Origin of the sequence: Campylobacter concisus (assembly GCF_002165785.1) — a bacterium.
In the GTDB taxonomy this organism is placed as follows: domain Bacteria; phylum Campylobacterota; class Campylobacteria; order Campylobacterales; family Campylobacteraceae; genus Campylobacter_A; species Campylobacter_A concisus_W.
In genome coordinates, this window is record NZ_NDYO01000004.1 from 87,221 (window position 1) to 110,402 (window position 23,182).

Consider the following 23,182-nt stretch of genomic DNA (forward strand, 5'->3'; position numbering starts at 1 on the left):
CTTCACACTTTATAACTTTAATTTTCGTATAATCTTTCAAAACGAAAGGAGATAGAATGAAAAAGATCTTAAAATTTATCTTAATGACGGCAGTGTTTTTTGGTCTAAATTTGATGGCAAAGGATGAGCTTATAAAGGAGCAGACGATGGCAGGGCAAAATTTGAAAGAAATTTATCTAGCAGGCGGTTGCTTTTGGGGTATGCAGGGATATTTTAAAAAGATATTTGGTGTAGTGGATACAAAGGTAGGCTACGCAAATGGCAAGAGCGAAAATACTAGCTACCGCGAGCTTCATGAGAGCGATCATGCTGAGACGCTTTATGTAAAATACGACGAAAACAGAGTCGCTTTGGCTGAAATTTTAGCTCACTTTTTTAGAGTGATCGACCCGACCTCTCTAAATAAACAAGGCAATGACGTCGGTAGGCAGTATAGAAGCGGAATTTACTATGTTAGTGAAAGTGATCTGCCAACGATAGAGAGCTTTATGAAAATAGAGCAAAAGAAATTTAAAGATAAGATCGTGGTTGAGGTGGCGCCACTTAAAAATTTCGTCTTAGGCGAAGAGTATCATCAAGACTATCTTGATAAAAATCCTTTTGGATATTGTCATATCGATCTAGGTTTAGCTGATAAACCGCTTTACGATGAGGCGAAATTTAAGCCGCTTAGTAAAGATGAGCTAAAGAAAAATTTAAGTAGCGAGCAGTATGCCGTGACGCAAGAAGCAGCGACTGAGAGGCCATTTAGCAGTGAGTATGATAAATTTGATCAAAAAGGCATTTATGTAGATATAACGAGTGGAAAGCCACTTTTCTCAAGTGCAGATAAATTTGATGCAGGATGTGGCTGGCCAAGCTTTACAAAGCCTATAACGACAACAGCTCTTTCATATAAGGAGGACAACTCGTTTATGATGAAAAGGGTCGAAGTTAAGTCTCAAAATAGTGACGCGCACCTTGGGCATGTATTTGACGATGGGCCAAGTGACAAGGGCGGACTAAGATATTGCATAAACGGTGCGAGCCTTAAATTTATACCGCTTGAAGATATGGCAAGACTAGGGTATGAGGAATTTATACCTTATGTAAAGTAGCTTTTGTTGAAGCAAATCAATAGTTTAAAAAGTTTAATCAGAGTATAATTCTCCAAAATCAAAAGGAGAAAAAATGAGTGATTTTTTCAAAAATGCGGAGCAGTTTAATGTCGATGGTGCAACCGTGCCATTTTATAAATTTAATGAAAATGGTGTAAATTTTGTTGGCTTTGACTCACGTCCTTGCGTGCCGCCAGAGCCAATGGTCAATGCATTAATCGCTATTAAATTTGCTGATAAAAACACAAAAATTATGATGCTAAATCATAAATTTCCAGCTGGTCTTATACCAAAGATAGATAAGAGCTTTGATATAGAGCGTGAAGATATAGATGGTGGGGCTGTAAAGATGATTTTTAGCCTAAAAGACGGTGCAAACATAGAAGACGTAGATACGAGTCTTTGCCACTAAGATGCTTTTAAATACTTACGCACCACCATTTAAGCTAGTTGGTGGATATTTTATTGCTGGAATTTTCTTTTTAGCATTAAGTGTGCCGGCATTCTTTTATGCAGATTTTGATGCGATTAGCTCACTAAATACAGCTGGTTTTTTGCATATATTTTTTGTTGGCTTTGTTATGAGTATTATTATCGGAGCACTCTATCAGCTAACTTCAGTCATCTTAGAAAAGCCATTTTTTACAGCAAAAGGTGCTATTTCAAATTTGGCTATTTTTTGTCTATCATTGCTGGGCATGTGCTACGGGATGTTATTTACTGAGGCTAAAATTTTACAAATTAGTGGAGTTTTGCTTTTTTGCTCACTCGCTTTTTTTGCTACGACTTACGCATTAAGCTTTATGGATAATGAAAAAAAGAGCTTTGCGGCCTTTGCACTTTTTGTTTCAGCTATCTTTTTGATAATTGGAATAACGCTTGGTTTTTGCTTACTTATGATACTTAGTGGCACGCTGATGCTTGATTTTGAGATGACACTAAAATTTCACGTTTATTTTGTACTGGGATTCGTGTTTCTTGTGATACTTGGAGCTGCTAGTGTACTCTTACCTATGTTTGCACTAGCTCATGATCTAAAATTTACACTTAGTAAAGCCTCACTAGCATGCTATATTTTGGGTGGTATCTTACTAGCTTTTAATGAAAATTTATCTATTTTGTCAATATGTTTAGCGGCTTTACTTTTTATAGCTCAAGCACTTTATATTTTAAAAAAGCGCGTTAGAAAGGCGTATGATTACTGGAATGTAAATATCGTACTTTCATTGGTGGCTTTGCTTGGTGCTGCTGTTTTTATAGCTTTAGACAAATTAAATTTAGCTGCGTATTTTTTAATATATGGCTTTTTGTTTGCTTTTATCGTAGCTCATCTTTACAAGATCGCACCATTTCTAATATGGTATCACTACGTAGCACCTTTTGTCGGAAAGGTAAAAGTGCCACTTCTTGATGCCATGATACTAAAAAAGATAGCTTATTTTGGTATAGCTTTTAATACTATCTCGCTTCTTTGCTATCTTCTCTCAACTTGCTTTGAACTAGAAATTTTAGTGCAAGCTAGTATGATGTTTATAGCTCTTAGTATAGTTTTGCTATCGATAAATATAATAAATATTTTTAGATTTACTGGTTTTAAAGGATAAAAAATGAAAGAAAAAATTTATAACGCGCTGTCAAATATCGTTGATCCAGAAGTTGGCTTTGATATCGTTTCGCTCGGACTTATATATGATGCGAGCTGCGATGAAAATGGCAAAGCAAAGGTTACTATGACGCTTTCAACCAAATCTTGCCCACTGCACGAAATGATACTTGGCTGGGTAGAAACTGCTGTACTTGATATAGAAGGTGTCAAAGAGTGTGAGATCGATCTTGTCTGGGAGCCTGAGTGGAATATACAAATGGCAAGCGATTTTGTAAAAGCACAACTTGGAGTTTAAATTTTAAGTTTTTAGATTTGAAAGTTTGTAAATTTTTAATAAGCTAGAGAGCAAAAGCTCTCTAGAAATTTTAAGGAGTTTGTTTTTTTATTAGTCCATTTGATGGCGCATAAATGACGGCACATCAAGTTGTGACATATAGTCTTCGTCATATCCACCACTAACTTTTTTAAGTCTTAATATACGCTCTTTTTTTATGATATCGTTTGCATTAGAAGTTTGTACTTCATCTTTTTTTTCAGCTTCTTTTTGTGAGCTTTGAAAACCTGTTGCTATTATTGTAACTTCAACTTTATTGTCTTCTATTTTGTCATCAGTTGTTGTACCAAATATAATTTCAGCATCTTCATCCGCTGCCTCATGAATAATACTCATCGCATTATTGATATCAGCTAGTGGGCAACTAGGGCTTATTCTAAAATGAACTAAAATACCAAATGCACCATTTATTGTCATGTTATCAAGAAGTGGTGATTGTATAGCATTTTTTATAGCTTCTTGCGCTGCATCCTCGCCACTTGCTTCGCCAACACCCATTAAAGCTAGTCCTCTATGGCTCATAATCGTTCTAACATCTGCAAAGTCTAGATTTATGTCGCTTTTTCCTGAGTCAAGTACGATCGTACTCATACCATTGACGGCTCTTGCAAGTACTTCATCAACCATTTCAAAGCTTTCTTTTATGCCAGCATTTTTATCAATTAATGTTAGGAGTTTATCGTTTGGAATGACTACAATAGAATCGCTTTCTTTTCTAAGTTCTTCAAGGCCGCAATCAGCCAATTTTCTACGTTTTTTTCCTTCAAACATAAAAGGCATAGTAACAACTGCAACTGTTAGCGCACCAATGTCTTTTGCAGCTTGAGCAACTACTGGAGCTGCGCCTGTACCAGTTCCACCACCAAGTCCTGTACCAATGAAAACTATATCTGATGTCTCAAGTGCACTTTTTACTTCATCGTAGCTCTCTTCAGCAGCAGCTTTTCCTATTTCAGGTCTCATACCTGCACCTAGACCCTTTGTTGTTTTCTCGCCTAGTTGAATTTTTGTATGTGCAAGAGAATTTTCAAGAGCCTTAGCATCTGTATTAGCAACAATAAGATCTATATTTAAATTTGGATTAACTCTTATTATGTGGTTGACCATATTGCCACCACCTCCACCTACACCTACGACCTTTATCTTTGCACCATAGATGCTTTTATTTTCTTCTACTGTGAAGCTACTCATTTTTGAAATTCTCCTTAAAATAATTGTGTAATACTATACCAAAATTTTGCAAAAGCATTTGGCTTTTTTTCTTGTTTACTAATATCTGCAATATTGGCAAGCTCTTCTTTGTTTTTTGATTTATTTGCTACCTCTAATTCAAAATCTTTATCAGAAAAACTATCCTCTTTTTCATTTGGATCCTGTACCTCTTGTCCAAAATTTTGTACATTATCTTCTTCTACAAAAACATTTCTAAAATTTGCTTTCGGTTTTGAGGCTATTTCCCCTTGGTATCTCATTTTTTTCTCAGAATCAATCTCGTATGGGCTAAAGTTGCCAGCACCATATAAACAAAGTCCTATAGCACAGGAATTTGCTGGATCTCTTAAAATTTCAAATAATCCATCCATTTCTTTTGGTTTTGCTATACGAACTGGCATTTTATCAAATATCGCAGATGCAAGATCTCTAATACCTTCTAACTTAGTCATACCGCCAGTAAGTATTATTCCAGCACCAATGCTATCTTTATAGCCGCTATCTTCTAGCATCTTAGCAAGTACCATAAGGGTTTCTTCTACTCTGGCATATATAACATTTGATATTATGTCTAGTGAAACTTCATGACTTTTTGTTTCATCTCCAAGGATCGGAAGCTCTATTAGATCAACTGACTTATTTATTAAAGTACCATAGCCTAATTTTATCTCTTCTGCCTTTGGAAGAGGTGTATGCAGAGCCATAGAAAGATCATTTGTAATATTTGCTGAGCCAACAGGTAAAAATTCATTGTATCTTATAGAATTTCCAGAATGTACTACAAGATTACAAGTAGCGCCACCCATATCAACAAGTGCAGCACCAAGCTCTTTCTCATCTTTTGTTAATGTTGCTATCGCAGAAGCATATCCTGAAAGGACTATGTTATCTAGTTGAACACCTGCTAAATTTACGGCTTTTCTTAGGTTGCTAATAGATGACTTTTGTACTGTAACAATATGTGTTTGAACTTCTAGCCTGCTACCATTCATGCCTATTGGATCTTCAATATGTTCTTGTCCATCTACTTTAAAATTGTAAGGAAGAACATGTAGCTTTTCATACTCATGAGGTATATCAGCTGTATGATCGGCCATTTGCATAGCACGTTCGATCTCTTTTATACCTATTTCATGATTTGGTATATTTACTACACCACTACTGTCAACGCTTTTTGTATACGCACCAGAAATAGAAACTATGACTTTTTCATAGCGTGTTCCTGCAACTCTTTGTGCTTCTATTAATGCATTTTTTATTGACTTTGCAGCTTGCTCAATATTGGTTATAACACCTTTTCTTATTCCTTGTGTTTTTTCAGTTCCAATTCCAATTATCTTAATACCATTTTCATCATGTTGTGCTATTACTGCACAAATCTGGAAAGAGCCGATATCTATACCTAAAATTTTTGTACTCAAGATAAATTACCTTTTGATATATTCTTTAATTTCATAGTATTTTTTCAGTTTGTTTGTTAAATCTTTTATTAACTCATTATTTTTAAGCATTGTAACGTTTTGCTGTGTTATTTGCTTATAGTTATTATCCATATTATCTACAAGCAACCTTTGTTCCAAAATATCGTATATAACGGCCTTATCCTCTAATATAACATAATCTTTTTTATTGTTAGTTTCAAAAAGTTGAGAAACAAAAGCTCTAGTCTCACTTTCATTTAGTCCTGAGATAGAGCTATTTATATCTCTACTAATAAAGCCTATATCAGTTCCTTTGAAATTTTGTAAAGACTCTTTTGCCATAGTTGTTAAGTTTTCTTTTTTCTTTTTATCTTTGTAAATTTCAAGTACCATTGCTCTTGCTTGTTCAAAACTCATAGGTTGTGGAGGAGTTATGCTTTTTACCCTAACTATCAAATATCCATCTTTATATGTAAATGGTTTTATAACCTCACCAACTTTTGCCCCTTTTATTTCATCAAGCGAGAATGTCGCATTATCTTCATTTACACTAACAAATTCATTTGTTGCAAGCTCGGCTTTTTTGATAGAGGTATATTTTTTTAAAGCATCAGTCTTACTTTTCTCGATATTGTAGTCTTTAATAACTTCAGTCTTTACTTCGTCAAATGATTTGATTTTATCATCAGAGCCTTTATATCTCTCCTTATTTTCGTTATAGTAGTCACTCAAAGTAGTTTGATTTACATCATTTTTATTTGACTCTATAAAGTATGTTTCTAGACCGTATATGGTCTTTGTCATATAGTTGTTTTTATTTGTTTCCCAAAGATCCTTTAGCTCTTTTTCATCTATTTTTATATCACTTTGATTAGCATTTATTATCTGTATTGCTAATTTGTCTTGCATAAAAAAGCTTGCTTCCATCATTGCAATGTCTTCTTTGTTGGCTGGTAAATTTAAAATAGTTCTAAGTTTATCAAGTAGTATTGTTAGTTTTAAATTTTCTTCAAAATCGGTTGGATTTATTCTGGCCCTTCTTAAAATATCGTAGTATAAATTTTTATCAAAAGCACCATCTTTTTGAAATGTTGGATCAACGATTATATATTTTAAAATGTCATCTTTGCTAACACTAAGACCTATATCGTCTGCAAAATTTAATAGTAAATTCTCTTGAATTGTAGCCTGAAGTGCAGCATTTTGTAATCCTAACTCATTAGCCTTTTCTTGCGTTAATTTGCCATCAAAAAGGTTATTGTAGTATTGATATAAGCTATCGTATTTTTGTTGCAGTTCTTGAATGCTTATATTTCTGTGTCCTACTTTTGCTACCGAAGTGGCTCGATTGCTGTTTAAATCATATGCTCCCCAGCCTACAAAGCCTGCTCCAACAAAGGCTATTGTACTTACCCAAATGGTAACAACTAGGTATTTTTTATGTTTCTGCATCCAAGACAACATTAAATTTTCCTTTAAAAGACTAACGAAATTTGTATGATATATTATATAAAATTGCCTTAAATAAGCTTAAAATAGGGGCTTTAAAAATACCTTTGTGAAGAATTTTGCTAACAATTTTTTAGCATTGTTAGCAAGATTTTTAAATACTATAATCGCTATAACCACTAGTTAAATGAAGCAATTTGCAGCTATTTTCTAGCAAAGCTATCTCTTTTGCAAGAAGTTGTGGGCTTCTGCTGTATGCATAAATACCATATCCTTTAATAATAATAATGTTTGTATTTTTTTCTAGCATGTATCTATAAATTTCAGTTTCTGCACGCTCATACCAGTCATCATATTGTTTTGGATCATAGACTGAAATTTCATTAAATCTCATATACCCAAAATAATCTTTCGGTACTATTTTTTCATGTTTCATTGCGTAGGCAGTTGCGTATGGTGGCATCGCGTAGCAAACAAATCTTGCCTCATTTATATTTTTATAAATATTTAAGTGTATATCAGCATCAAGACTAGCTTCATTCCAACGATAGTCTTTTTTTGATGAAAGAAGTGTCAAATCATCATCTTTTAAATTATCAAAAATGGCATTTTGTTTATTGATTATAAATTGATTTTTTTCGACTCTTGCCGAAATCGAGCCGTGAAAGACGCCAAAAAAATTCTTTCTAAACATAGAAAGTGATATCGTTTTTATCTCATTTATTGAGTGTTCTAGCTCCATTTTTCCTCCTACATTTAAGCGATTATATTTAAGCTATCTTAAAATTTATGTAAAATTTTGTGTAATGATAGCTTTTTAAGTAAAATTTCGATAAATTTTTCACACTATTTACTATAAAGAGGCAGTGTTGCAAAGTCCACATATCAGTGTTTTACTTGATGAAGTTCTATCCTTTTTTAAAAATTTAAATGGAAATTTTATAGATTGCACGCTTGGATATGCCGGACATTCTAGTGCCATTTTATCTCAAAACGAAAATTTAAATTTAATTGCCTGTGATAGAGATAACGAAGCTATAAATTTTTCACTAAAAAAACTTGAGCCATTTGGTAGTAGGGTTAAAATTTATAAAAGTAACTTCTCTGAATTGACTAGCAAGCTAAGTCAAGAAGAAATTTTAAATGTTAGAGGAATTTTGGCTGACATTGGTGTTAGCTCGCTTCAGATAGATAAAGATGATAGGGGCTTTAGTCTTGGCTCAAGCACGCTTGATATGCGCATGGACAAAGAGCGAAATTTTAGCGCATTTGACGTTGTAAATGGTTACTCTTTTGACGAGTTGGTTAGAATTTTTAGAGATTATGGCGAGATAAAAAATGCTGCCGGGATTGCGAACAAGATTATAAATGCTAGAAATTTTGGCAAGATAACAAGTGCAAAAGAGCTTGCAAATTTAATAGGTACAGCCCAGATAAAAGGGCGCGGAGTTAGTCCTGCGATACTCGCCTTTCAAGCGATTAGGATAGAGGTAAATGGTGAGCTAGATGAGCTAACAAATTTACTTGATAGTATAGAAAAATGTGGGTTTAAAGATTGTCTTGTGGCGATTATTACATTTCACTCGCTTGAAGATAGGATCGTAAAAGAGCGCTTTAAAAGATGGGCGAATAGCTGTATCTGCCTACCTGGTGTTTATAGATGTGAATGCGGAAACAATCACGAACTAGGCGAAATTTTGACCAAAAAGCCACTAACAGCAAGTAGCAGTGAGCTAAAGATAAACTCGCGAAGTAAGAGCGCAAAACTTCGAGTTTTTAAGATAAAAGGATAAAGATGCAAGAAAAAGAAGAGCTGCTAACACTTCACGACGAGGAGCAAAAACGTGAGGTAAATTTAAGCTTTAAGACATTAGTGATGGTCTATTTAGCTGTTTTTATAGCTCTAGCTATATTTTTGCCAAAAATTTACATAGCAAATCAAATTTATTATATAAGTAGAGATATAGCGGATATTAGCGGTAAGCGAGATATGCTTTTAGAGGAAAATAGAGCTCTTAATATAAAGCTCGAAAATTTACGTTATAAAAATCAAATTTTAAACAATATGCAAGAGCGTCAATGGAAATAACGAAACATTTAAAGTTTTTTAAATTTTGGCGATTCAATTATATTGACAAATAATATAGCCATTTTGTATATAACTGCATAAAAATAAAATTAGCTCAATAAAACAAAGCCAAGTTTAACTTGCTAATTACTTTCTTTTTGAGAGATTAGCTTTTCATATATATATTGTTCTAAATCTTTTTTTGATATGTCATTTTTTATAGCAGTATTATAAATTTCTTCGACCTTACTTGAGTATTTTTCATAGCTAAAATATGGAAAATGCACGCTCCAAGCTTTCTTGATAAGATCGTGACTTATCTCTCTTCTTGCCCAAACTTTAAACATATCAAAGCCAATGAAAACGGCCGAAGTAACGACAGCAGTCGCTATTATCGATATGTGTGCATCAGTTTTTGCTAAAAAATGATGCGTGATGATTAACAATGGAAATAAAATGACAAAACAGATAAGTGTGTAAATCTGGTAGAGCTTGATGTGATTAAATCTAAAATTTAACTTTGCTCCATCTATTAGCATACCTTCGTTAAAAAGGGCATTTGCTTCAAGTAGATCCCTGAATAAAACTGGCTGTTTTGAAACAAAAAAAACGTTTTTTATGATTCTATCTTTTAAAGTTTCTTGCATTTTTTATAGACTTTTTACCTTTGAAATTTTGGCTCATTATATCTAAGAATCTATAAATTCAAACAAAATTAGATACAATTTGCCCAAAATTTAAGGAGCTAAAAATGGTAGATCAAGCTTTACAAACCGTCTTTTTAAATGGAGAATTTTTGCAAAAAGACGAGGCAAAAGTTAGTGCTTTTGATAGAGGATTTATATTTGGTGATGGAATTTATGAGGTTGTACCTGTGATAAATTCAAAAATGGTTGATAAAGATGGATTTTGGGCGAGATTTGAAAGAAGCTTAAACGAGATAGATATAAGCTTGCCCTATGAAAAGGAAAAATTTGAAGCGATCTTAAATGAGATAATCTCCAAAAACGCCTTAAAAGAGGGCGGAATTTACATGCAAATAACAAGAGGCGTGGCGTTTAGAAATTTCTATTTTATAGAAAATTTAACACCAAGTGTCTTTATTTTTTGTTACGAGAGTGAAATTTTAAACAATCCTGCTGCAAAAACTGGCATAAAAGTCGTGAGTGTCGAGGATATCAGGTGGAAAAGGCGTGACATCAAGTCTATCTCACTTCTGGCTCAGTGCTACGCTAAAAATGAAGCTCATAAAAAAGGTGCAGATGAGGGCTTTATGGTGGAAAATGGCTTTGTGACAGAGGGCTGTAGCTCAAGTGCTTTTATTATCAAGGATAAAACACTCATAACCAAACCACTTTCAAATGAAATTTTGCCAGGAATTCGCCGTATGAGGCTTTTAAAGATCGCTAAAGATATTGGCCTTAAGATAGAGGAGCGAAAATTTAGCATGGATGAAGTTTATAGTGCTGATGAAGTCTTTATCTCGGCTGCGACGCTCATACTCTTACCAGTTGTTTATGCTGATGGCAAGGCGATAAATGGTGCAAAAGTAGGAGAAATTTCAAGCAAACTTCGTGAAATTTATGCTGGTGAACTTTTAAAAGAAGCCGGGCTTTGAGAGAAAAAATCTTAATAAGCGCTTGCCTAGCTGGCATAAACTGCAAATTTAACGGCGAAAATAATCTTTTAAATAAAGATGTTTTAGATGAAATTTCAAAGAGATATCATCTGCTTTTTGTTTGTCCAGAGGTTTACGGTGGACTTAGCACGCCTAGGGAGCCGGCTGAGATGAAAAATGGTGTGGTTGTTTGTAAATTTTCAGGCAAAGATGTGAGTGAAAATTTCAAAAATGGAGCAGAAATTTGCCTAAGGATAGCCAAATTAAATGGCTGCAAAAAGGCCATTTTAAAATCAAAAAGTCCAAGTTGTGGAAGTGGGCAAATTTATGACGGAAGCTTTAGTAAGAGGCTTATTTTAGGCGATGGCATCACAGCAAAACTACTAAAAGAAAATGAAATTTTAGTTTACAGCGAAGATGAGATAGTAGGGCTTGATGTTTGATAGGCTAAAAGACAACATTATGCTTGAGGTGATTTTTAAGTACATCATCTTGTTGCTGCTTTTTATCTGTGTGATCGGTCTTTTTATGAGTGGCATTCTTTTCTTGAATGGGAAAATGAGTGAAAATTCACTGAATTTGCACATTTTCTTTGGCTTTAGTTTGGTTGTCTTAACCATCATCCACAGCTACGTTAAGAAGAAAAAGTTAAAGAAGCTAAGCCTTGAGTTTAAAAATATTTTAAATCATAAGCCGGTGCAGATGGATTGTAACACTACTAGATTTTTAAACGCTCTAAATGATGTAAAAGTGGGCGATCTTTCAAAGAAATTTGGCTCTGATATTGTAGAAATTTTAAGGTCAAATGACATAAAAGTAAAAAGCGAGAATGAGACGATGAAGCAAATTTGTAAAAATAACGATGAAAAGATGTTTTACATTTTTGTTTTAATTGTAGAAGATATTTTTAAGGATAAGGAAAAAATTTGAAAAAAGGTATATTTTTAGCGTTTAGTGTTGCTTTGTTTTTGGGATGTTCACAGACCCAGCCAAAGTCAAATGTGCAAAATTCTTTACCGGATGAAAATGTATATAAGCCAAATGAACGCATTAGTTTGCTTGATTTTGAAATGAAGCAAGATGCCTCGTCACTACCGCAAAATATGCAAAGTGCAAGCTTTGACCAAGAAGAAATTTTAAAAAGAAGGTTTAAGGTTTTTACATTAAGGGGCGTAAAATTTAATCCAAACGATGTTTTTTGGGCATTTAATATATATAAGCCAAGCGAAAAGAGAAAGTATTTTGGCTCAAATTTTAGACAGATACCTCAAAGCTGGTTTGACGCACAAAAGGACAATGCAAATTTTTCAGCTCTTTCAAGCATCTCTGCTTATGCTCTAACTTCGGCAAACACAGCTTTAAGAAATTTTCCAACCGATGAGCCGATATTTTTAAATCCGCAAACTCCAGGTGAGGGCTATCCGTTTGATTATCTGCAAGAATCAACCCTAAGCATCGCTCATCCGCTTTTTGTGTCACATCTTTCTAAAGACAGGGCTTGGGCGTTTGTTAGTGATGATGCGGTTTGGGGCTGGGTAAAGGTCGAGGATATAAAATTTATAAGCGATGATGAGGCAAATGCCTATCAAAAGTCAAGTTTTGTGACTATAAAAACGGATAAAATGCCAGTTTATGACAAGGCTGGAAATTTCTTGTTTTATTCAAGAGTTGGAGCGATACTGCCTGTTCTGGCACAGGATGATAAAAACTACTACGGCAAAATTTATGTAAGAAATCTCTTGAGAGAATTTGTGTTGCCAAAGTCTGTTGGCGCCCTTTTTCCTCTTAAATTTAACGACTCAAATCTAAAAACACTTATTAGCTCTCTTCTTACTCAGCCTTATGGTTGGGGTGGGGTCGATAAGCTAAGGGATTGCTCGCTTTTTACGAAAGATTTACTAGCAAGTTTTGGCGTGTGGTTGCCTAGAAACTCAAGGGCTCAAGCAAATATGGGACAAAAATTTGATCTAAAAGGACTTAGTAACGCTGCTAAGACAAAAGAGATAAAAGAAAAAGGTGTGCCATATCTTACACTCGTGCATTTGCCGGGACACATAATGCTTTATGCTGGGTACAAGGGCGATGATATCTACGTGGTACATGATGCTTGGGGACTAAAAACCGAAAATAACGGCAGAGCGTTAATCGGTGCTACGGCAGTAACTACATTAAACATCGGACAAAACAGAAGCGATATACAAAACTCAAATTTGCTTATTTCAAAGGTCGATTCTATAAATGTGATAAAGCCCGAAAATGTAATAAGTGATAAAGCTAGAAAAATTTCAGCTTTACAAAGGGCTTATGATGTTAAGGTTGAGGATAATTTGGTCAAATTTGGTGATGGAACAATATTTGTCTATGATGACTTTAAACAAAAAGATGATGAGTGTAGTATCGGTGCTGATATAGAGGATATGAATGCGCTTGATTACGCTGCATTTTCGCCGCTTAGCACCGCACTAAGCGATGCTGGCAGATGTAGAAATTATGAATTTTTAGGCAAAATTTATGGCTCAAGCGAGAGCGCAGTAAAAGCAAATTTAGTAAATGTCATCTGGCTAAAGGATTTTTTAAATTTACCTTTAAAATTTAACTCTAAAAATGGAGCCGCAGCTGCTTTGCAAGACGTAAGCAATGAGCTAAACGATATGGTAAAAAGTGATGCTAGTTTGCTTGAGTATTTAAAAAATCCAGGTGGAACATTTAAGTGGCGAGTAATCGCTGGCACAAACCGCTTGAGCCCGCACAGCCATGGTATTGCGATCGATATAAATGTGAAAAAGAGCCACTATTGGCAGTGGAGCAATGGCTACCAAAATCTCATCCCTGAAAAGATAGTGCGTGTTTTTGAAAAACATAAATTTATCTGGGGCGGACGCTGGAAGCACTTTGATACGATGCACTTTGAGTATCGCCCAGAGATGTTTGAGTAGATGAAAGATCAAATTTTAGAAATTTTATCTCGCTCAAACGTCTTTTTAACTGGTGGCGGAGGTGTTGGCAAGAGTTATCTAACGGCCTCTGTCATTAGACACTACAAAGAAAATTTTAAAAACGTCATCATTCTTGGCTCAACTGGTATAAGTGCCGTTAGTCTTGGCGGTGTTAGCTTGCATAGCTTTTTTAAATTTGGCTACTGCAAAGACTATGAGGAGCTAAGGCGCTTTGACTATCATCAAAAAGACAAACTAAGCAAGCTAAGAAATATGCTTGATGCTTGTGATCTGCTTGTAATTGATGAAATTTCAATGGTGAGCTCAGATTTAATGGAGATGATAAGATATCGCCTGCTCACCTCTAAATTTAAAGGTAGGGTGCTTATAGTGGGTGATTTTTATCAGCTTCCGCCAGTGCAAAAGGAGCAAAACGAAAATAGGCTTTTTAACTTTTTGTACGCTTTTAACTCCAGTGCGTGGGAGGATATGAAATTTACAAATGTCGAGCTTCTCGTCTCAAAACGCACAAATGATCTTAGATTTTATGAAATTCTCTCTCGTCTTAGAGTTGGTGAGCTAGATGATGAGATGATAGCTTACATCGAGGGTCTGCGAGTGGATGTCATAGAGCCAGATAGCGAGACAAGCGTGCTTTTTGGTAGAAACGCAGAGGCTGAGATGCTAAATCAAAAGAGGCTTCTTGCGCTTAATGCACCTCTTGAAATTTCAAACTCGGACGTGCTTGTTGTGGATGAAAATTTAGATAAAAAAGAGTTTGAAAAGTGGGCAAACACGCTAAATATCTCGCGAAATTTAGAGATGAAGATAGGGGCTAAGATCATCTTTACCTCAAATAAATGGGGTGAATACTACAACGGCGAGCAGGGCAAGATCATGCAAATTTTAAAAGAAAATGGCGCCATTTCAAGTGTGATCGTGCAAAAAGATAGCGGTGAAATTTGTGAGATAGAAAAAGCAGCTTATATATTTAGTTCGTTAAATTTAAACGAAGATGAGATCAAAGAAAATGTGCAGGTATCGCTCTATCAGTTTCCATTTAAGCTTGCTTACGCTCTAACTATCCACAAATCTCAAGGAATGAGCATAAACTCGCTCATTTGTAATATCAACCACATTTTTGCCAAAGGACAACTCTACGTCGCACTTTCTCGTGCAGTAAGTCCTAAAAATTTAAAACTTTTTTATGATAAAAAAAGTGATTTTAGGCAGCATTTAAGAAAAGTGGTTAAAATTGACGACGAAGTTAAGAAATTTTACCAAGAAAACGTATTTTTGCATATTAAGGAGAATTTATGAAAAAGCTATTTTTAAGCCTTGCTTTTTGTATTTTTGCATTTGCAGACGTGCTAAAAGTAAGAGATTTTCAAACAGATATTTATTCAAAAGCTGGACAAAATTTAACAAAAAAGATAAATATGAACCTTGAAGTCGTCGGACGTGATGTTGAAGAAAATGAAGCGTATGTGCTTGATGCTTTAAACATAATAGTTGGTAGCTTTTACGTGGAAGATATTTTAACCTCAATGGGAAAAGAGAAATTTAAAGAGCTTTTCATAAAATACGCAGCCAAAAAGCACTCTCTTGATATCGATGATGTGCTTATCTTAAATATAAAAGTGATAAATAATCTTGAACTAAGCGAGATCATAAAAGCAATAAAAAGCCAAAATTTATGCTCCGATCCAAGTGTTAATGAAGAGATTGTAACAAAACCAGAAAAGAAGAAAAAGGGCAATGAGATCATCATCTCGCCAGATCCAAATGATGTAGTTCAAAAGCCTATCGATCTAAATAACGTTCAAGAATTTGGAAAAGATTTTGGAGAGAAGTGAATAAATTTGGCTAAAGCTAGCCAAATTTATTGATTTACAATGTCATAACCTTGTGGGATAACTGGAGTTAGCGTCTCTTGCGGAATTAGCGCGTCTTTTACAGGGTTGCTTAGAGTGATTTTTATTTTATTTGAGAGCTTGTCTTTATAGTCAATCGTCGTTGGAAGCGTGTTTTTAATAGTTATAAAGTACTCAACTCCGTCATATATCGCCTTGTAAAGTGTCGGCTGAATTTGCTCCGCATGAGCCAAGATTTGTGTCAAATTTGGCGTATCATCAAGCTTTGAAATGATAGCTTGCTCAAGCTCGTCCTCAATCACGATCACACGCTCTTTGTTAAAATAAATTCTCTTTGGCGTTGGACTTTCATATATCCAAAGTGCAGTATTGTCGTTTTTTGCGTAAAATCTACCCTTATAATTTATGCTTTTGCCTTCGCTAAAAACAGTTTGTGTAAAGTCACTTTGCAGGCTTTTGAAATTTAAGCCAGCACCAAATGAGCAAACTGCAACGAGAGATGCAACTAGAAATTTTCTCATTTTTTATCCTTTTTTGGCGTATTCTAGCCCAGTTTAATTAAATAAATAGTTAAACTATGCTAAGATCCAAAGTTTAAAAATTTAGGAAGGTAAAGTAATGATTTCATCGGTATTTAGAAAGATTTTTGGCACGAAAAACGATAGAGAAGTCAAAAAATACATAAAACGTGTGGCGCAGATAAATGCGCTTGAGCCAACTTATGAAAAGATGAGCGACGATGAGCTTAAGATCAAATTTAATGAGCTAAAAGCCCAAGTAGTAGAAGAAAAAGTCACTTTAGATCAAATTTTAAATGATGTTTTTGCGATCGTTAGAGAGGCCAGCAAAAGGGTGCTTAAGATGCGCCATTTTGACGTGCAACTAATCGGCGGCATGGTGCTAAACGAGGGCAGGATCGCTGAGATGAAAACGGGCGAGGGTAAGACCTTGGTAGCAACTTTGCCAGTTATCTTAAATGCGATGAGTGGCAAGGGCGTGCACGTAGTAACCGTAAATGACTACCTTGCAAAGCGTGACGCTACGCAAATGGGCGAGCTTTATAACTTTTTAGGCTTAAGCGTCGATGTGATACTAAGCGGTGGATACGACGATGAAGTAAGACAAGCTGCCTATAACGCCGACATAACATACGGCACAAACTCAGAATTTGGCTTTGACTACCTTCGTGACAATATGAAATTTGAAGCTGGTCAGAAGGTGCAAAGAGGCCATAACTTCGTTATCGTGGACGAGGTCGATAGTATCTTGATAGATGAGGCTAGAACACCACTTATCATCTCTGGTCCAACAAACCGCACGCTTGATGGCTATATAAGAGCCGATCAAGTCGCAAAACAGCTTACCAGAGGCACTCCAGCTGATCCAAACGTGCCAGGCTCAAAGCCAACTGGCGACTTTATAGTAGATGAAAAAAATAGAACGATAATGATCACGGAAGCTGGCATAAGCAAGGCTGAAAAGCTCTTTGGGGTTGAAAATTTATACAACCTTGAAAATGCCGTGCTAAGCCACCACCTAGATCAAGCTCTAAAGGCGCACAATCTCTTTGAAAAAGATGTTCATTATGTTGTAAAAGATGGTGAGGTTGTCATCGTTGATGAATTTACAGGACGTCTAAGCGAGGGCAGGCGCTTTAGCGAGGGGCTTCACCAAGCGCTTGAGGCAAAAGAGGGCGTTAAAATCCAAGAAGAGAGCCAAACGCTAGCTGATACTACTTACCAAAACTACTTTAGGATGTATAAAAAGCTTGCAGGTATGACTGGTACGGCTCAAACTGAGGCTACCGAGTTTTCTCAAATTTACAACCTTGATGTCATCTCGATCCCAACAAACGTGCCAGTTAAGAGGATCGATCAAAACGACCTTATATATAAAACTCAAAATGAGAAATTTAAAGCTGTCATCGACGAGATCAAAAAAGCTCACGAAAAAGGTCAGCCAGTGCTAGTAGGAACTGCAAGTATCGAGCGCAGTGAGGTGCTTCACGAGATGCTTAAAAAGGTTGGCATCCCACACTCTGTGCTAAATGCTAAAAACCACGAAAAAGAGGCCGAGATCATCGCACAAGCTGGCGTAAAAGGCGCTGTAACTATCGCTACAAATATGGCTGGACGTGGTGTTGATATCAGGATAAACGACGAGGTCAGAGACCTTGGCGGCCTATATATCATAGGCACCGAAAGGCACGAGAGTAGAAGGATAGATAATCAGCTCCGTGGCCGTGCTGGACGTCAGGGCGACCCTGGTATGAGTAGATTTTACCTAAGCTTGGAGGACAATCTTTTAAGAATTTTTGGTAGCGACCGCATAAAAGCGATCATGGATAGGCTTGGTATCGACGAGGGCGAGAGTATCGAGAGCCGCATGGTGACAAGAGCTGTTGAAAATGCTCAAAAGAAAGTCGAGAGTTTGCACTTTGAGGCTAGAAAACACTTGCTTGAGTATGACGACGTGGCGAACGAGCAAAGAAAGACTATCTACAAATACCGCGACGAGCTACTTGATAAGAGCTATGATATGAGCGAAAAGATAGCTCAAAATAGGGTTGAATACGCTACAAATTTACTTGATACGGCTGAAATTTTCCATGGCGGCTTGAAAGATGACTTTGACATTAAAAATTTATGCTCTATCATCCTTGCAGATTGTGGCGAAGAGATCGACGAGAGCGAGCTAAAAGGGCTAGAGTATAATGAGCTAGTAGAAAAAATAGCGCAAATTTTAGAGGTTAGATATAACGAAAAGATGAGCGTGCTAAACGAAGAGCAAAGAAAAGATATAGAGAAAATTTTATATCTTCAAGTGCTTGATAATGCGTGGAGAGAGCACCTTTATCAGATGGATATCCTAAAAACTGGTATCGGTCTAAGAGGCTATAACCAAAAAGATCCATTAGTGGAGTATAAAAAAGAGAGCTACAACCTCTTTATGGAGCTAGTTGGTAGGCTAAAAACTGAGAGCGTTAAGACGCTTCAAGTTGTTAGATTTAAGAGCCGCGAGGAGCAAGAAGAGCAAGCTAGGATGATGCTTGAAGCTAGCCAAAATGCTGAAAATGAGCCTCTAAGCTACAACAACCAAGGCGAAGAAGAAAATTTCATGCCTGAAAAAAAGATACCAAGAAATGCTCCATGCCCTTGTGGAAGCGGTAAAAAATATAAAGATTGCCACGGCAAAAGTGGCCCTAAAAAAGGCATATTTGCTTAAAATTTCTACTTTTAAGGCGCCAAAGCGCCTTAATCTTTTAAAGGCTATTTGATGACAAGCTTACCAAAGTACCTACTTTTTAAATATTTAAGATTTGATAAAACTCAGCCATTTATCGCTCTAAGCGCCTTGCTTGCCTTTCTTGGTGTTAGCATAGGACTTATGGTTTTAATAGTTGCGATGGCTATTATGAATGGGTTTGATAAAGAATTTGAGCGCAAGCTTTTTACGATGAACTATCCAATAACTGTTCAAAGCGCTTTTAAAGGATCGATCGATGATGGCTTTGTAGATGAGCTAAAGGCTAAATTTAGCGACCTTAAATTTAGTCCATATATCAGCACGCAGGTCATTTACCGCTCGGCAAATGCGCTTGAAGGTGGGCTAATTTATGGCGTAAATTTTAAAGATGAAAAGCAGATAAATTCAGTTGTAAATGAAGCTTTGAAAGAAAAAGAGCTAGAGGGCTTTGAGATACTTGTGGGAAGTGGCATAACGAGTGAGTTTAGGCTAAGAAACGATGAAAAACTAACGCTTATCTTTACAAAGGCTGATCCTGCTGGCTTTTCGCTAACGCCAAAGATGAAACGCTTTGATATCGGTGGCTCATTTACATCTGGGCTAATCGCCTACGATAAGGCATTTTCATATACTTCAGTTGATGCATTAAGGAAAATTTTAGACTACCCAAAAGGCGTTTATGATGGAATTCACATCTTTTCAAGTAAGCCATTTGATGATATAAAAAGGGTGCGCGAGGGGCTTCCAGCTGGCACGGTTGCTATTGGCTGGTGGGAGCAAAATGGCAACTTTTTCTCAGCGCTCGCACTTGAAAAAAGAGCACTTTTTATAGTTTTGATGCTTATCATACTTGTTGCCTCGCTAAATATCATAAGCTCGCTACTAATGACTGTGATGAACCGCAGGCAGGAGATCGCCTTGCTTTTAGCGCTTGGTGCTAGCAAAGGCGAGATAAAAAGGAGCTTTTTTTATCAAGGGCTAGTTATCGGCGGAGGCGGCATTATATTTGGCTTGATACTTGGCTTTTTGGGGCTATTTTTACTTGGAAATTTTAATATTATAGACTTGCCGGCTGATGTTTACGGCTCAAGCAAACTGCCTCTTGAACTATCCATAATCGATCTTGTGCTTATCATCGTTGGAGCTATTTTTATCGTTGCTATATCTTCTTATTACCCAGCTAAAAAAGCCACAGAAGTAAATGTGCTTCAAACTTTAAGAAATGAGTAGAGCCTAGAGATCTAGGCTTTCTCATTGCTTGTAAAAGTTATTTTTAAAAGATTATTTTAAAACTAGCATAAACTCGTAAAATTCTAGGATAAATTTATACTTTTACGCTCTTATATCATGATCGATTTTGCATTGAAGAGCCTCGTGTACGAGTGTTTTTGCCATGACACGCTCTTCGTTTATTAGGTGAAAATTTTTACCCAGCTCACCAAAAATATCTTTATTGCCCTCACCATTTATTTTTATTATAGTTTGGGTATTTACGCCGTAGTCTTTTATCTTTTGCGCGATGAGCTCCACTCTTTGCTCATTGTTAACGGTTATAACAACAGCGGCTGCGTCTTTTAGGCAAGCATTTTCAAGGGTGTTGTTTTGTAGAACATTTCCTAAAAATACATTTTCCCCGCGGCTCCTACCAAGCTCAACTAGACTAATATCATTATCAAGCACAAGATATAAAAGCTTTGTCTCTTTTAGTCTTAAAACGACTTCTTGTCCAAGCCTTTCATAACCAAAGACTACGATGTGATTTTTTATTTTTTGCGGCTTTAGAGCTTCATTTGGTTCAACAACGATCTCACGTTCTATGAGGTCAGCTATCGCGTCTAGTTTTTTAAGTATAAAAGGCGTGGCAAACATCGACACAACTGATGCTGCGATAAAAATTTGAGCAGTTTGTATATCAAGTAAATTTCTAGTAGTCATTAGTCCAAAAACAGCTAGTGCAAATTCGCCTATTTGACAAACACTAAGTGCAGTTTTTGCAGCAACTCTTCGCTTTAAGTAGATGTTTAAGATAGCAAAAACGACAACTGCTTTTATCACCATGACACTAAATACTAGGCCAAGAACAAGCCAGATGTTTGAGATGACGACAGCAAAATTTATCTGCATACCAACGGTTATAAAAAATAGCCCTAAGAGCAAATCTCTAAAAGGAATAAGATCAACTTCGATTTGGTGTTTATACTGTGTCTCAGCCATCATCATACCGGCCAAAAATGCACCCAAAGAGTATGAGAAGCCAAAAAAGTGAGCCAAAGTGCTAGAGCCAACGACCATAAATAAAATCGTAGCTATAAAAACCTCTTGCGAATTTGTTTGAATAACTTTATAAAATATCCAGTTGATGACATATTTACCAAGTAAAAATAGCACAACGATAAGAATAATCGCACTTGTAAATGTCTTTAGTAAAAGCTCATTTATAGAGGCATCTTGCGAGCTAAACATATCTATCATAAGCAAAATAGGAATGACGGCAATATCTTGGAATAGTAAAATTCCAAGTGCTTTTCTGCCGTAAATTTTACTCACATCGCCACTATCGTTTAGTGTCTTTAGTACGATCGCAGTTGATGAGAGTGCAAGCGCAAGACCTGCAATAAGTGCCGTTTCGTCTTTTAAGTGAAGGGCATAATAAAGCATCACACCCATTATAAAGCCACTTAAACAAACCTGTAAGCCGCCATTTAAAAAGACCTCTTTTTTCATGCCCATTAAGTGTTTAAAGCTAAACTCAAGCCCAATGGTAAACATCAAAAATGCGATACCAAATTCCGCGATATGAGAAATTTCATCATTGCTTTTTAGGTTGAAAAATTCTGATATAAGCGTACCAGTTACGATGTAGCCGATGATGGTTGGGATCTGAAATTTTTTAAAAATGACATTTAATGCGACTGAGATCGCTGCAACAAGCAAGAAACCTTCTAAAATTTGTTCCATAAATTATTTTTTACCTTCGTAAAATACAAGATCAAAGCTATTTTTTCTCTTTACGAGCGATCTTTTTGTGCTAGTTTGGCTGGTAACTTCGTGCAATTTTTTATTTAGCTCATCAATAGTTGATTCTAAATCGTCAATCTTCTCTCTTAGCTGAAGTATCACATCAACGCCGGCTAAATTTACACCTAGTTCGCGTGTTAAATTTAGTATAGTTTTTACGCGGTCAACGTCTTTTTGAGAGTAGAGCCTCATCTTGCCATCTGTTCTTGATGGCTCGATAAGTCCCTCTCTTTCATACTGTCTTAAAGTTTGTGGATGTATGCTTAAAACCTTTGCAACAACGCTTATTAAAAAAAGTGGTTCTTCATAATTTTGCATTTTTTACTCCGGTAATTTTTCTTTTAATTCTTTTACTAAGCTCTCATCAAGCTCACTAATATTTGGAAGTTTTACTCTAGCTTTTAAGTAAAGATCTCCATAAATTCCGCTCTTTCTATTTTGCACACCATATCCTTTTAAACGGATCTTTGTGCCTGTTTTTGAGTTCTCAGCGATTTTAATCGTGACATCTTTTTTGTATGTATGAACGTCGATTTTGCCACCAAAAAGCATAGTTTTTAGTGGAATTTCTACATCTTTATATAGATCATCGCCAACTCTTTCGTACTCGTCGCTTGGTTCAACACTAATAGCAAGGATAAGATCGCCTTTTTGTCCGCCAGCGCTTTTACCTTTGCCTTTTACACGAAGCTTCTCGCCGCCTTCTATGCCACTTGGAATTTTTATCTTAATGCTTTCGCCATTAAAATTTATCTTATGTTCACCGCCAGTTACAGCTACGTCAAATGGTATAGAAATTTTTGCATTTACGTCTAGATCAGCTCCGCCAAAGCCAAATCCACCACTACTAAATCCGTCAAATCCTCCAAAATTACTACCAAATCCGCTGCTAAATTTAGCTCCACCGCTACCAAAGCCACCTGAGAAGATATTCTTTAAAATTTCATTTAGGTCGCCCATATCGGCTGAACTACTAGCAAAGTCGTGGAAATTTTGACCGCCAAACATAGTATCGCCGTACTGGTCGTATTGAGCTCGTTTTTTATCGTCGCTTAAAATTTCATAAGCAGCATTTATCTCTTTAAATTTATCTTCTGCTCCAGGGTCTTTATTGATATCTGGGTGGTATTTTCTAGCAAGTTTTCTATAAGCTTTTTTTATCTCGTCGCTTGAGGCACCCTTTGAAACCCCTAAAGTCTCATACAAGCTTTCACTCATATATTCTCCTTATATTTTTTTGATACGGATTATATCACAAAGCTTTAGTCTATGCAAGTCAAGTTTATTTTTGTTTAATAACAAG

22 protein-coding genes and 2 pseudogenes are annotated in these 23,182 nt (G+C 36.0%); 15 read left to right on the forward strand and 9 right to left on the reverse strand.

The genetic code is table 11. From position 1 onward, the window contains the following. The first annotated feature begins 56 nt into the window (after positions 1 to 56). From msrB to B9N62_RS03100, 4 genes are all read left to right on the forward strand, one after another. Positions 57 to 1,097, forward strand: a complete 1,041-nt coding sequence (gene msrB, locus B9N62_RS03085; RefSeq protein ID WP_087584327.1) for a peptide-methionine (R)-S-oxide reductase MsrB — start codon at positions 57 to 59, stop codon at positions 1,095 to 1,097. 73 nt (positions 1,098 to 1,170) lie between these two features. Continuing rightward, on the forward strand, positions 1,171 to 1,509 hold the full coding sequence (locus tag B9N62_RS03090) for a hypothetical protein (protein WP_021090578.1): 339 nt from the start codon (positions 1,171 to 1,173) through the stop codon (positions 1,507 to 1,509). 1 nt (position 1,510) lies between these two features. Then, positions 1,511 to 2,701 carry a peptidase M50 gene (locus B9N62_RS03095; protein WP_087584328.1) on the forward strand — a complete coding sequence of 397 codons (1,191 nt, stop codon included), beginning with the start codon at positions 1,511 to 1,513 and terminating at the stop codon, positions 2,699 to 2,701. A 3-nt stretch (positions 2,702 to 2,704) separates the two neighbouring features. Then, positions 2,705 to 2,998 carry a metal-sulfur cluster assembly factor gene (locus B9N62_RS03100; RefSeq protein WP_021091019.1) on the forward strand — a complete coding sequence of 98 codons (294 nt, stop codon included), beginning with the start codon at positions 2,705 to 2,707 and terminating at the stop codon, positions 2,996 to 2,998. Positions 2,999 to 3,088: 90 nt separating this feature from the next. Here the strand turns inward: B9N62_RS03100 and ftsZ are convergent, their stop codons facing one another. The 4 genes from ftsZ to B9N62_RS03120 form a co-directional block, all read right to left on the reverse strand. Further along, positions 3,089 to 4,228 (reverse strand): cell division protein FtsZ, encoded by a 1,140-nt coding sequence (ftsZ, locus tag B9N62_RS03105; protein WP_087584329.1) that lies wholly within the window; start codon positions 4,226 to 4,228, stop codon positions 3,089 to 3,091. A 14-nt stretch (positions 4,229 to 4,242) separates the two neighbouring features. Then, positions 4,243 to 5,670: a cell division protein FtsA gene (gene ftsA / locus B9N62_RS03110; RefSeq protein WP_087584330.1), complete on the reverse strand. Its 1,428-nt coding sequence runs from the start codon at positions 5,668 to 5,670 to the stop codon at positions 4,243 to 4,245. A 6-nt stretch (positions 5,671 to 5,676) separates the two neighbouring features. Further along, complete coding sequence (locus B9N62_RS03115; protein WP_054196471.1) at positions 5,677 to 7,134, reverse strand: peptidylprolyl isomerase; 1,458 nt, start codon at positions 7,132 to 7,134, stop codon at positions 5,677 to 5,679. A gap of 139 nt (positions 7,135 to 7,273) precedes the next feature. Further along, a complete protein-coding gene (locus tag B9N62_RS03120; RefSeq protein ID WP_087584331.1) occupies positions 7,274 to 7,861 on the reverse strand; it encodes a class II aldolase and adducin N-terminal domain-containing protein in 588 nt (195 codons plus the stop codon). 127 nt (positions 7,862 to 7,988) lie between these two features. On the opposite strand from B9N62_RS03120, the gene rsmH reads away from it, so the two are divergent. Together rsmH and B9N62_RS03130 are read left to right on the forward strand one after the other, a co-directional pair. Beyond that, positions 7,989 to 8,912: a 16S rRNA (cytosine(1402)-N(4))-methyltransferase RsmH gene (gene rsmH / locus B9N62_RS03125; protein ID WP_087584332.1), complete on the forward strand. Its 924-nt coding sequence runs from the start codon at positions 7,989 to 7,991 to the stop codon at positions 8,910 to 8,912. 2 nt (positions 8,913 to 8,914) lie between these two features. Continuing rightward, positions 8,915 to 9,208 carry a hypothetical protein gene (locus B9N62_RS03130; RefSeq protein WP_021090986.1) on the forward strand — a complete coding sequence of 98 codons (294 nt, stop codon included), beginning with the start codon at positions 8,915 to 8,917 and terminating at the stop codon, positions 9,206 to 9,208. Between the two features lie 122 nt (positions 9,209 to 9,330). Here the strand turns inward: B9N62_RS03130 and B9N62_RS03135 are convergent, their stop codons facing one another. After that, positions 9,331 to 9,834: a hypothetical protein gene (locus B9N62_RS03135; RefSeq protein WP_087584333.1), complete on the reverse strand. Its 504-nt coding sequence runs from the start codon at positions 9,832 to 9,834 to the stop codon at positions 9,331 to 9,333. A 104-nt stretch (positions 9,835 to 9,938) separates the two neighbouring features. On the opposite strand from B9N62_RS03135, the gene B9N62_RS03140 reads away from it, so the two are divergent. Genes B9N62_RS03140 through B9N62_RS03165 form a run of 6 tightly spaced genes read left to right on the forward strand, consistent with a single transcriptional unit; the run spans position 9,939 to position 15,597 of the window. Beyond that, the gene (locus B9N62_RS03140; protein WP_087584334.1) at positions 9,939 to 10,805 is read left to right on the forward strand and encodes a D-amino acid aminotransferase; all 867 of its coding nucleotides are present in this window, start codon (positions 9,939 to 9,941) and stop codon (positions 10,803 to 10,805) included. Next, positions 10,802 to 11,248, forward strand: coding sequence for a DUF523 domain-containing protein (locus B9N62_RS03145; protein ID WP_087584335.1), 447 nt, complete (start codon positions 10,802 to 10,804; stop codon positions 11,246 to 11,248). Before B9N62_RS03140 ends, B9N62_RS03145 begins: the two co-directional genes overlap by 4 nt. Then, entirely contained in the window at positions 11,241 to 11,735 is a 495-nt protein-coding gene (locus B9N62_RS03150; protein ID WP_087584336.1) for a chemotaxis protein, read from the forward strand. The genes B9N62_RS03145 and B9N62_RS03150 overlap by 8 nt, the downstream gene beginning before the upstream one ends. Beyond that, positions 11,732 to 13,741, forward strand: a complete 2,010-nt coding sequence (locus B9N62_RS03155; protein ID WP_087584337.1) for a bifunctional C40 family peptidase/M15 family metallopeptidase — start codon at positions 11,732 to 11,734, stop codon at positions 13,739 to 13,741. Before B9N62_RS03150 ends, B9N62_RS03155 begins: the two co-directional genes overlap by 4 nt. After that, positions 13,742 to 15,061: an ATP-dependent DNA helicase gene (locus B9N62_RS03160; RefSeq protein ID WP_087584338.1), complete on the forward strand. Its 1,320-nt coding sequence runs from the start codon at positions 13,742 to 13,744 to the stop codon at positions 15,059 to 15,061. After that, the gene (locus B9N62_RS03165) at positions 15,058 to 15,597 is read left to right on the forward strand and encodes a hypothetical protein (protein WP_087584339.1); all 540 of its coding nucleotides are present in this window, start codon (positions 15,058 to 15,060) and stop codon (positions 15,595 to 15,597) included. Before B9N62_RS03160 ends, B9N62_RS03165 begins: the two co-directional genes overlap by 4 nt. Before the next feature lie 26 nt (positions 15,598 to 15,623). Here B9N62_RS03165 and lolA read toward each other — a convergent pair whose 3' ends face one another. Further along, positions 15,624 to 16,136 carry a LolA-like outer membrane lipoprotein chaperone gene (gene lolA / locus B9N62_RS03170; protein ID WP_054196481.1) on the reverse strand — a complete coding sequence of 171 codons (513 nt, stop codon included), beginning with the start codon at positions 16,134 to 16,136 and terminating at the stop codon, positions 15,624 to 15,626. A gap of 97 nt (positions 16,137 to 16,233) precedes the next feature. Between lolA and secA the strand changes: the two are divergent. The 3 genes and pseudogenes from secA to B9N62_RS03180 all read left to right on the forward strand — a co-directional run. Continuing rightward, positions 16,234 to 18,630 (forward strand): annotated as a pseudogene (gene secA, locus B9N62_RS03175) (preprotein translocase subunit SecA); the annotation flags it as partial. A gap of 108 nt (positions 18,631 to 18,738) precedes the next feature. Then, positions 18,739 to 18,840 (forward strand): annotated as a pseudogene (locus B9N62_RS11005) (SEC-C metal-binding domain-containing protein); the annotation flags it as partial. A gap of 51 nt (positions 18,841 to 18,891) precedes the next feature. Further along, positions 18,892 to 20,091, forward strand: coding sequence for an ABC transporter permease (locus tag B9N62_RS03180; RefSeq protein WP_087584341.1), 1,200 nt, complete (start codon positions 18,892 to 18,894; stop codon positions 20,089 to 20,091). 102 nt (positions 20,092 to 20,193) lie between these two features. On the opposite strand, the gene B9N62_RS03185 is transcribed toward B9N62_RS03180, so the two are convergent. From B9N62_RS03185 to B9N62_RS03195, 3 genes are read right to left on the reverse strand one after another with little or no spacing between them, the layout of a single operon-like run. Next, positions 20,194 to 21,819: a cation:proton antiporter gene (locus B9N62_RS03185; protein ID WP_087584342.1), complete on the reverse strand. Its 1,626-nt coding sequence runs from the start codon at positions 21,817 to 21,819 to the stop codon at positions 20,194 to 20,196. A 3-nt stretch (positions 21,820 to 21,822) separates the two neighbouring features. Beyond that, positions 21,823 to 22,197, reverse strand: coding sequence for a heat shock protein transcriptional repressor HspR (locus B9N62_RS03190; protein WP_087584343.1), 375 nt, complete (start codon positions 22,195 to 22,197; stop codon positions 21,823 to 21,825). A 3-nt stretch (positions 22,198 to 22,200) separates the two neighbouring features. After that, positions 22,201 to 23,097, reverse strand: a complete 897-nt coding sequence (locus B9N62_RS03195) for a DnaJ C-terminal domain-containing protein (protein ID WP_087584344.1) — start codon at positions 23,095 to 23,097, stop codon at positions 22,201 to 22,203. Positions 23,098 to 23,182 lie beyond the last annotated feature (85 nt).

Excerpts from the sequence above, each read along its gene's own strand:
- msrB (WP_087584327.1), top strand. The coding sequence starts at position 57 with ATGAAAAAGATCTTAAAATTTATCTTAATGACGGCAGTGTTTTTTGGT.
- B9N62_RS03090 (WP_021090578.1), top strand. The coding sequence starts at position 1,171 with ATGAGTGATTTTTTCAAAAATGCGGAGCAGTTTAATGTCGATGGTGCA.
- B9N62_RS03095 (WP_087584328.1), top strand. The coding sequence starts at position 1,511 with ATGCTTTTAAATACTTACGCACCACCATTTAAGCTAGTTGGTGGATAT.
- B9N62_RS03100 (WP_021091019.1), top strand. The coding sequence starts at position 2,705 with ATGAAAGAAAAAATTTATAACGCGCTGTCAAATATCGTTGATCCAGAA.
- ftsZ (WP_087584329.1), bottom strand. The coding sequence starts at position 4,228 with ATGAGTAGCTTCACAGTAGAAGAAAATAAAAGCATCTATGGTGCAAAG.
- B9N62_RS03115 (WP_054196471.1), bottom strand. The coding sequence starts at position 7,134 with ATGTTGTCTTGGATGCAGAAACATAAAAAATACCTAGTTGTTACCATT.
- B9N62_RS03120 (WP_087584331.1), bottom strand. The coding sequence starts at position 7,861 with ATGGAGCTAGAACACTCAATAAATGAGATAAAAACGATATCACTTTCT.
- B9N62_RS03130 (WP_021090986.1), top strand. The coding sequence starts at position 8,915 with ATGCAAGAAAAAGAAGAGCTGCTAACACTTCACGACGAGGAGCAAAAA.
- B9N62_RS03135 (WP_087584333.1), bottom strand. The coding sequence starts at position 9,834 with ATGCAAGAAACTTTAAAAGATAGAATCATAAAAAACGTTTTTTTTGTT.
- B9N62_RS03140 (WP_087584334.1), top strand. The coding sequence starts at position 9,939 with ATGGTAGATCAAGCTTTACAAACCGTCTTTTTAAATGGAGAATTTTTG.
- B9N62_RS03150 (WP_087584336.1), top strand. The coding sequence starts at position 11,241 with ATGTTTGATAGGCTAAAAGACAACATTATGCTTGAGGTGATTTTTAAG.
- B9N62_RS03160 (WP_087584338.1), top strand. The coding sequence starts at position 13,742 with ATGAAAGATCAAATTTTAGAAATTTTATCTCGCTCAAACGTCTTTTTA.
- B9N62_RS03165 (WP_087584339.1), top strand. The coding sequence starts at position 15,058 with ATGAAAAAGCTATTTTTAAGCCTTGCTTTTTGTATTTTTGCATTTGCA.
- lolA (WP_054196481.1), bottom strand. The coding sequence starts at position 16,136 with ATGAGAAAATTTCTAGTTGCATCTCTCGTTGCAGTTTGCTCATTTGGT.
- B9N62_RS03180 (WP_087584341.1), top strand. The coding sequence starts at position 18,892 with ATGACAAGCTTACCAAAGTACCTACTTTTTAAATATTTAAGATTTGAT.
- B9N62_RS03185 (WP_087584342.1), bottom strand. The coding sequence starts at position 21,819 with ATGGAACAAATTTTAGAAGGTTTCTTGCTTGTTGCAGCGATCTCAGTC.
- B9N62_RS03190 (WP_087584343.1), bottom strand. The coding sequence starts at position 22,197 with ATGCAAAATTATGAAGAACCACTTTTTTTAATAAGCGTTGTTGCAAAG.
- B9N62_RS03195 (WP_087584344.1), bottom strand. The coding sequence starts at position 23,097 with ATGAGTGAAAGCTTGTATGAGACTTTAGGGGTTTCAAAGGGTGCCTCA.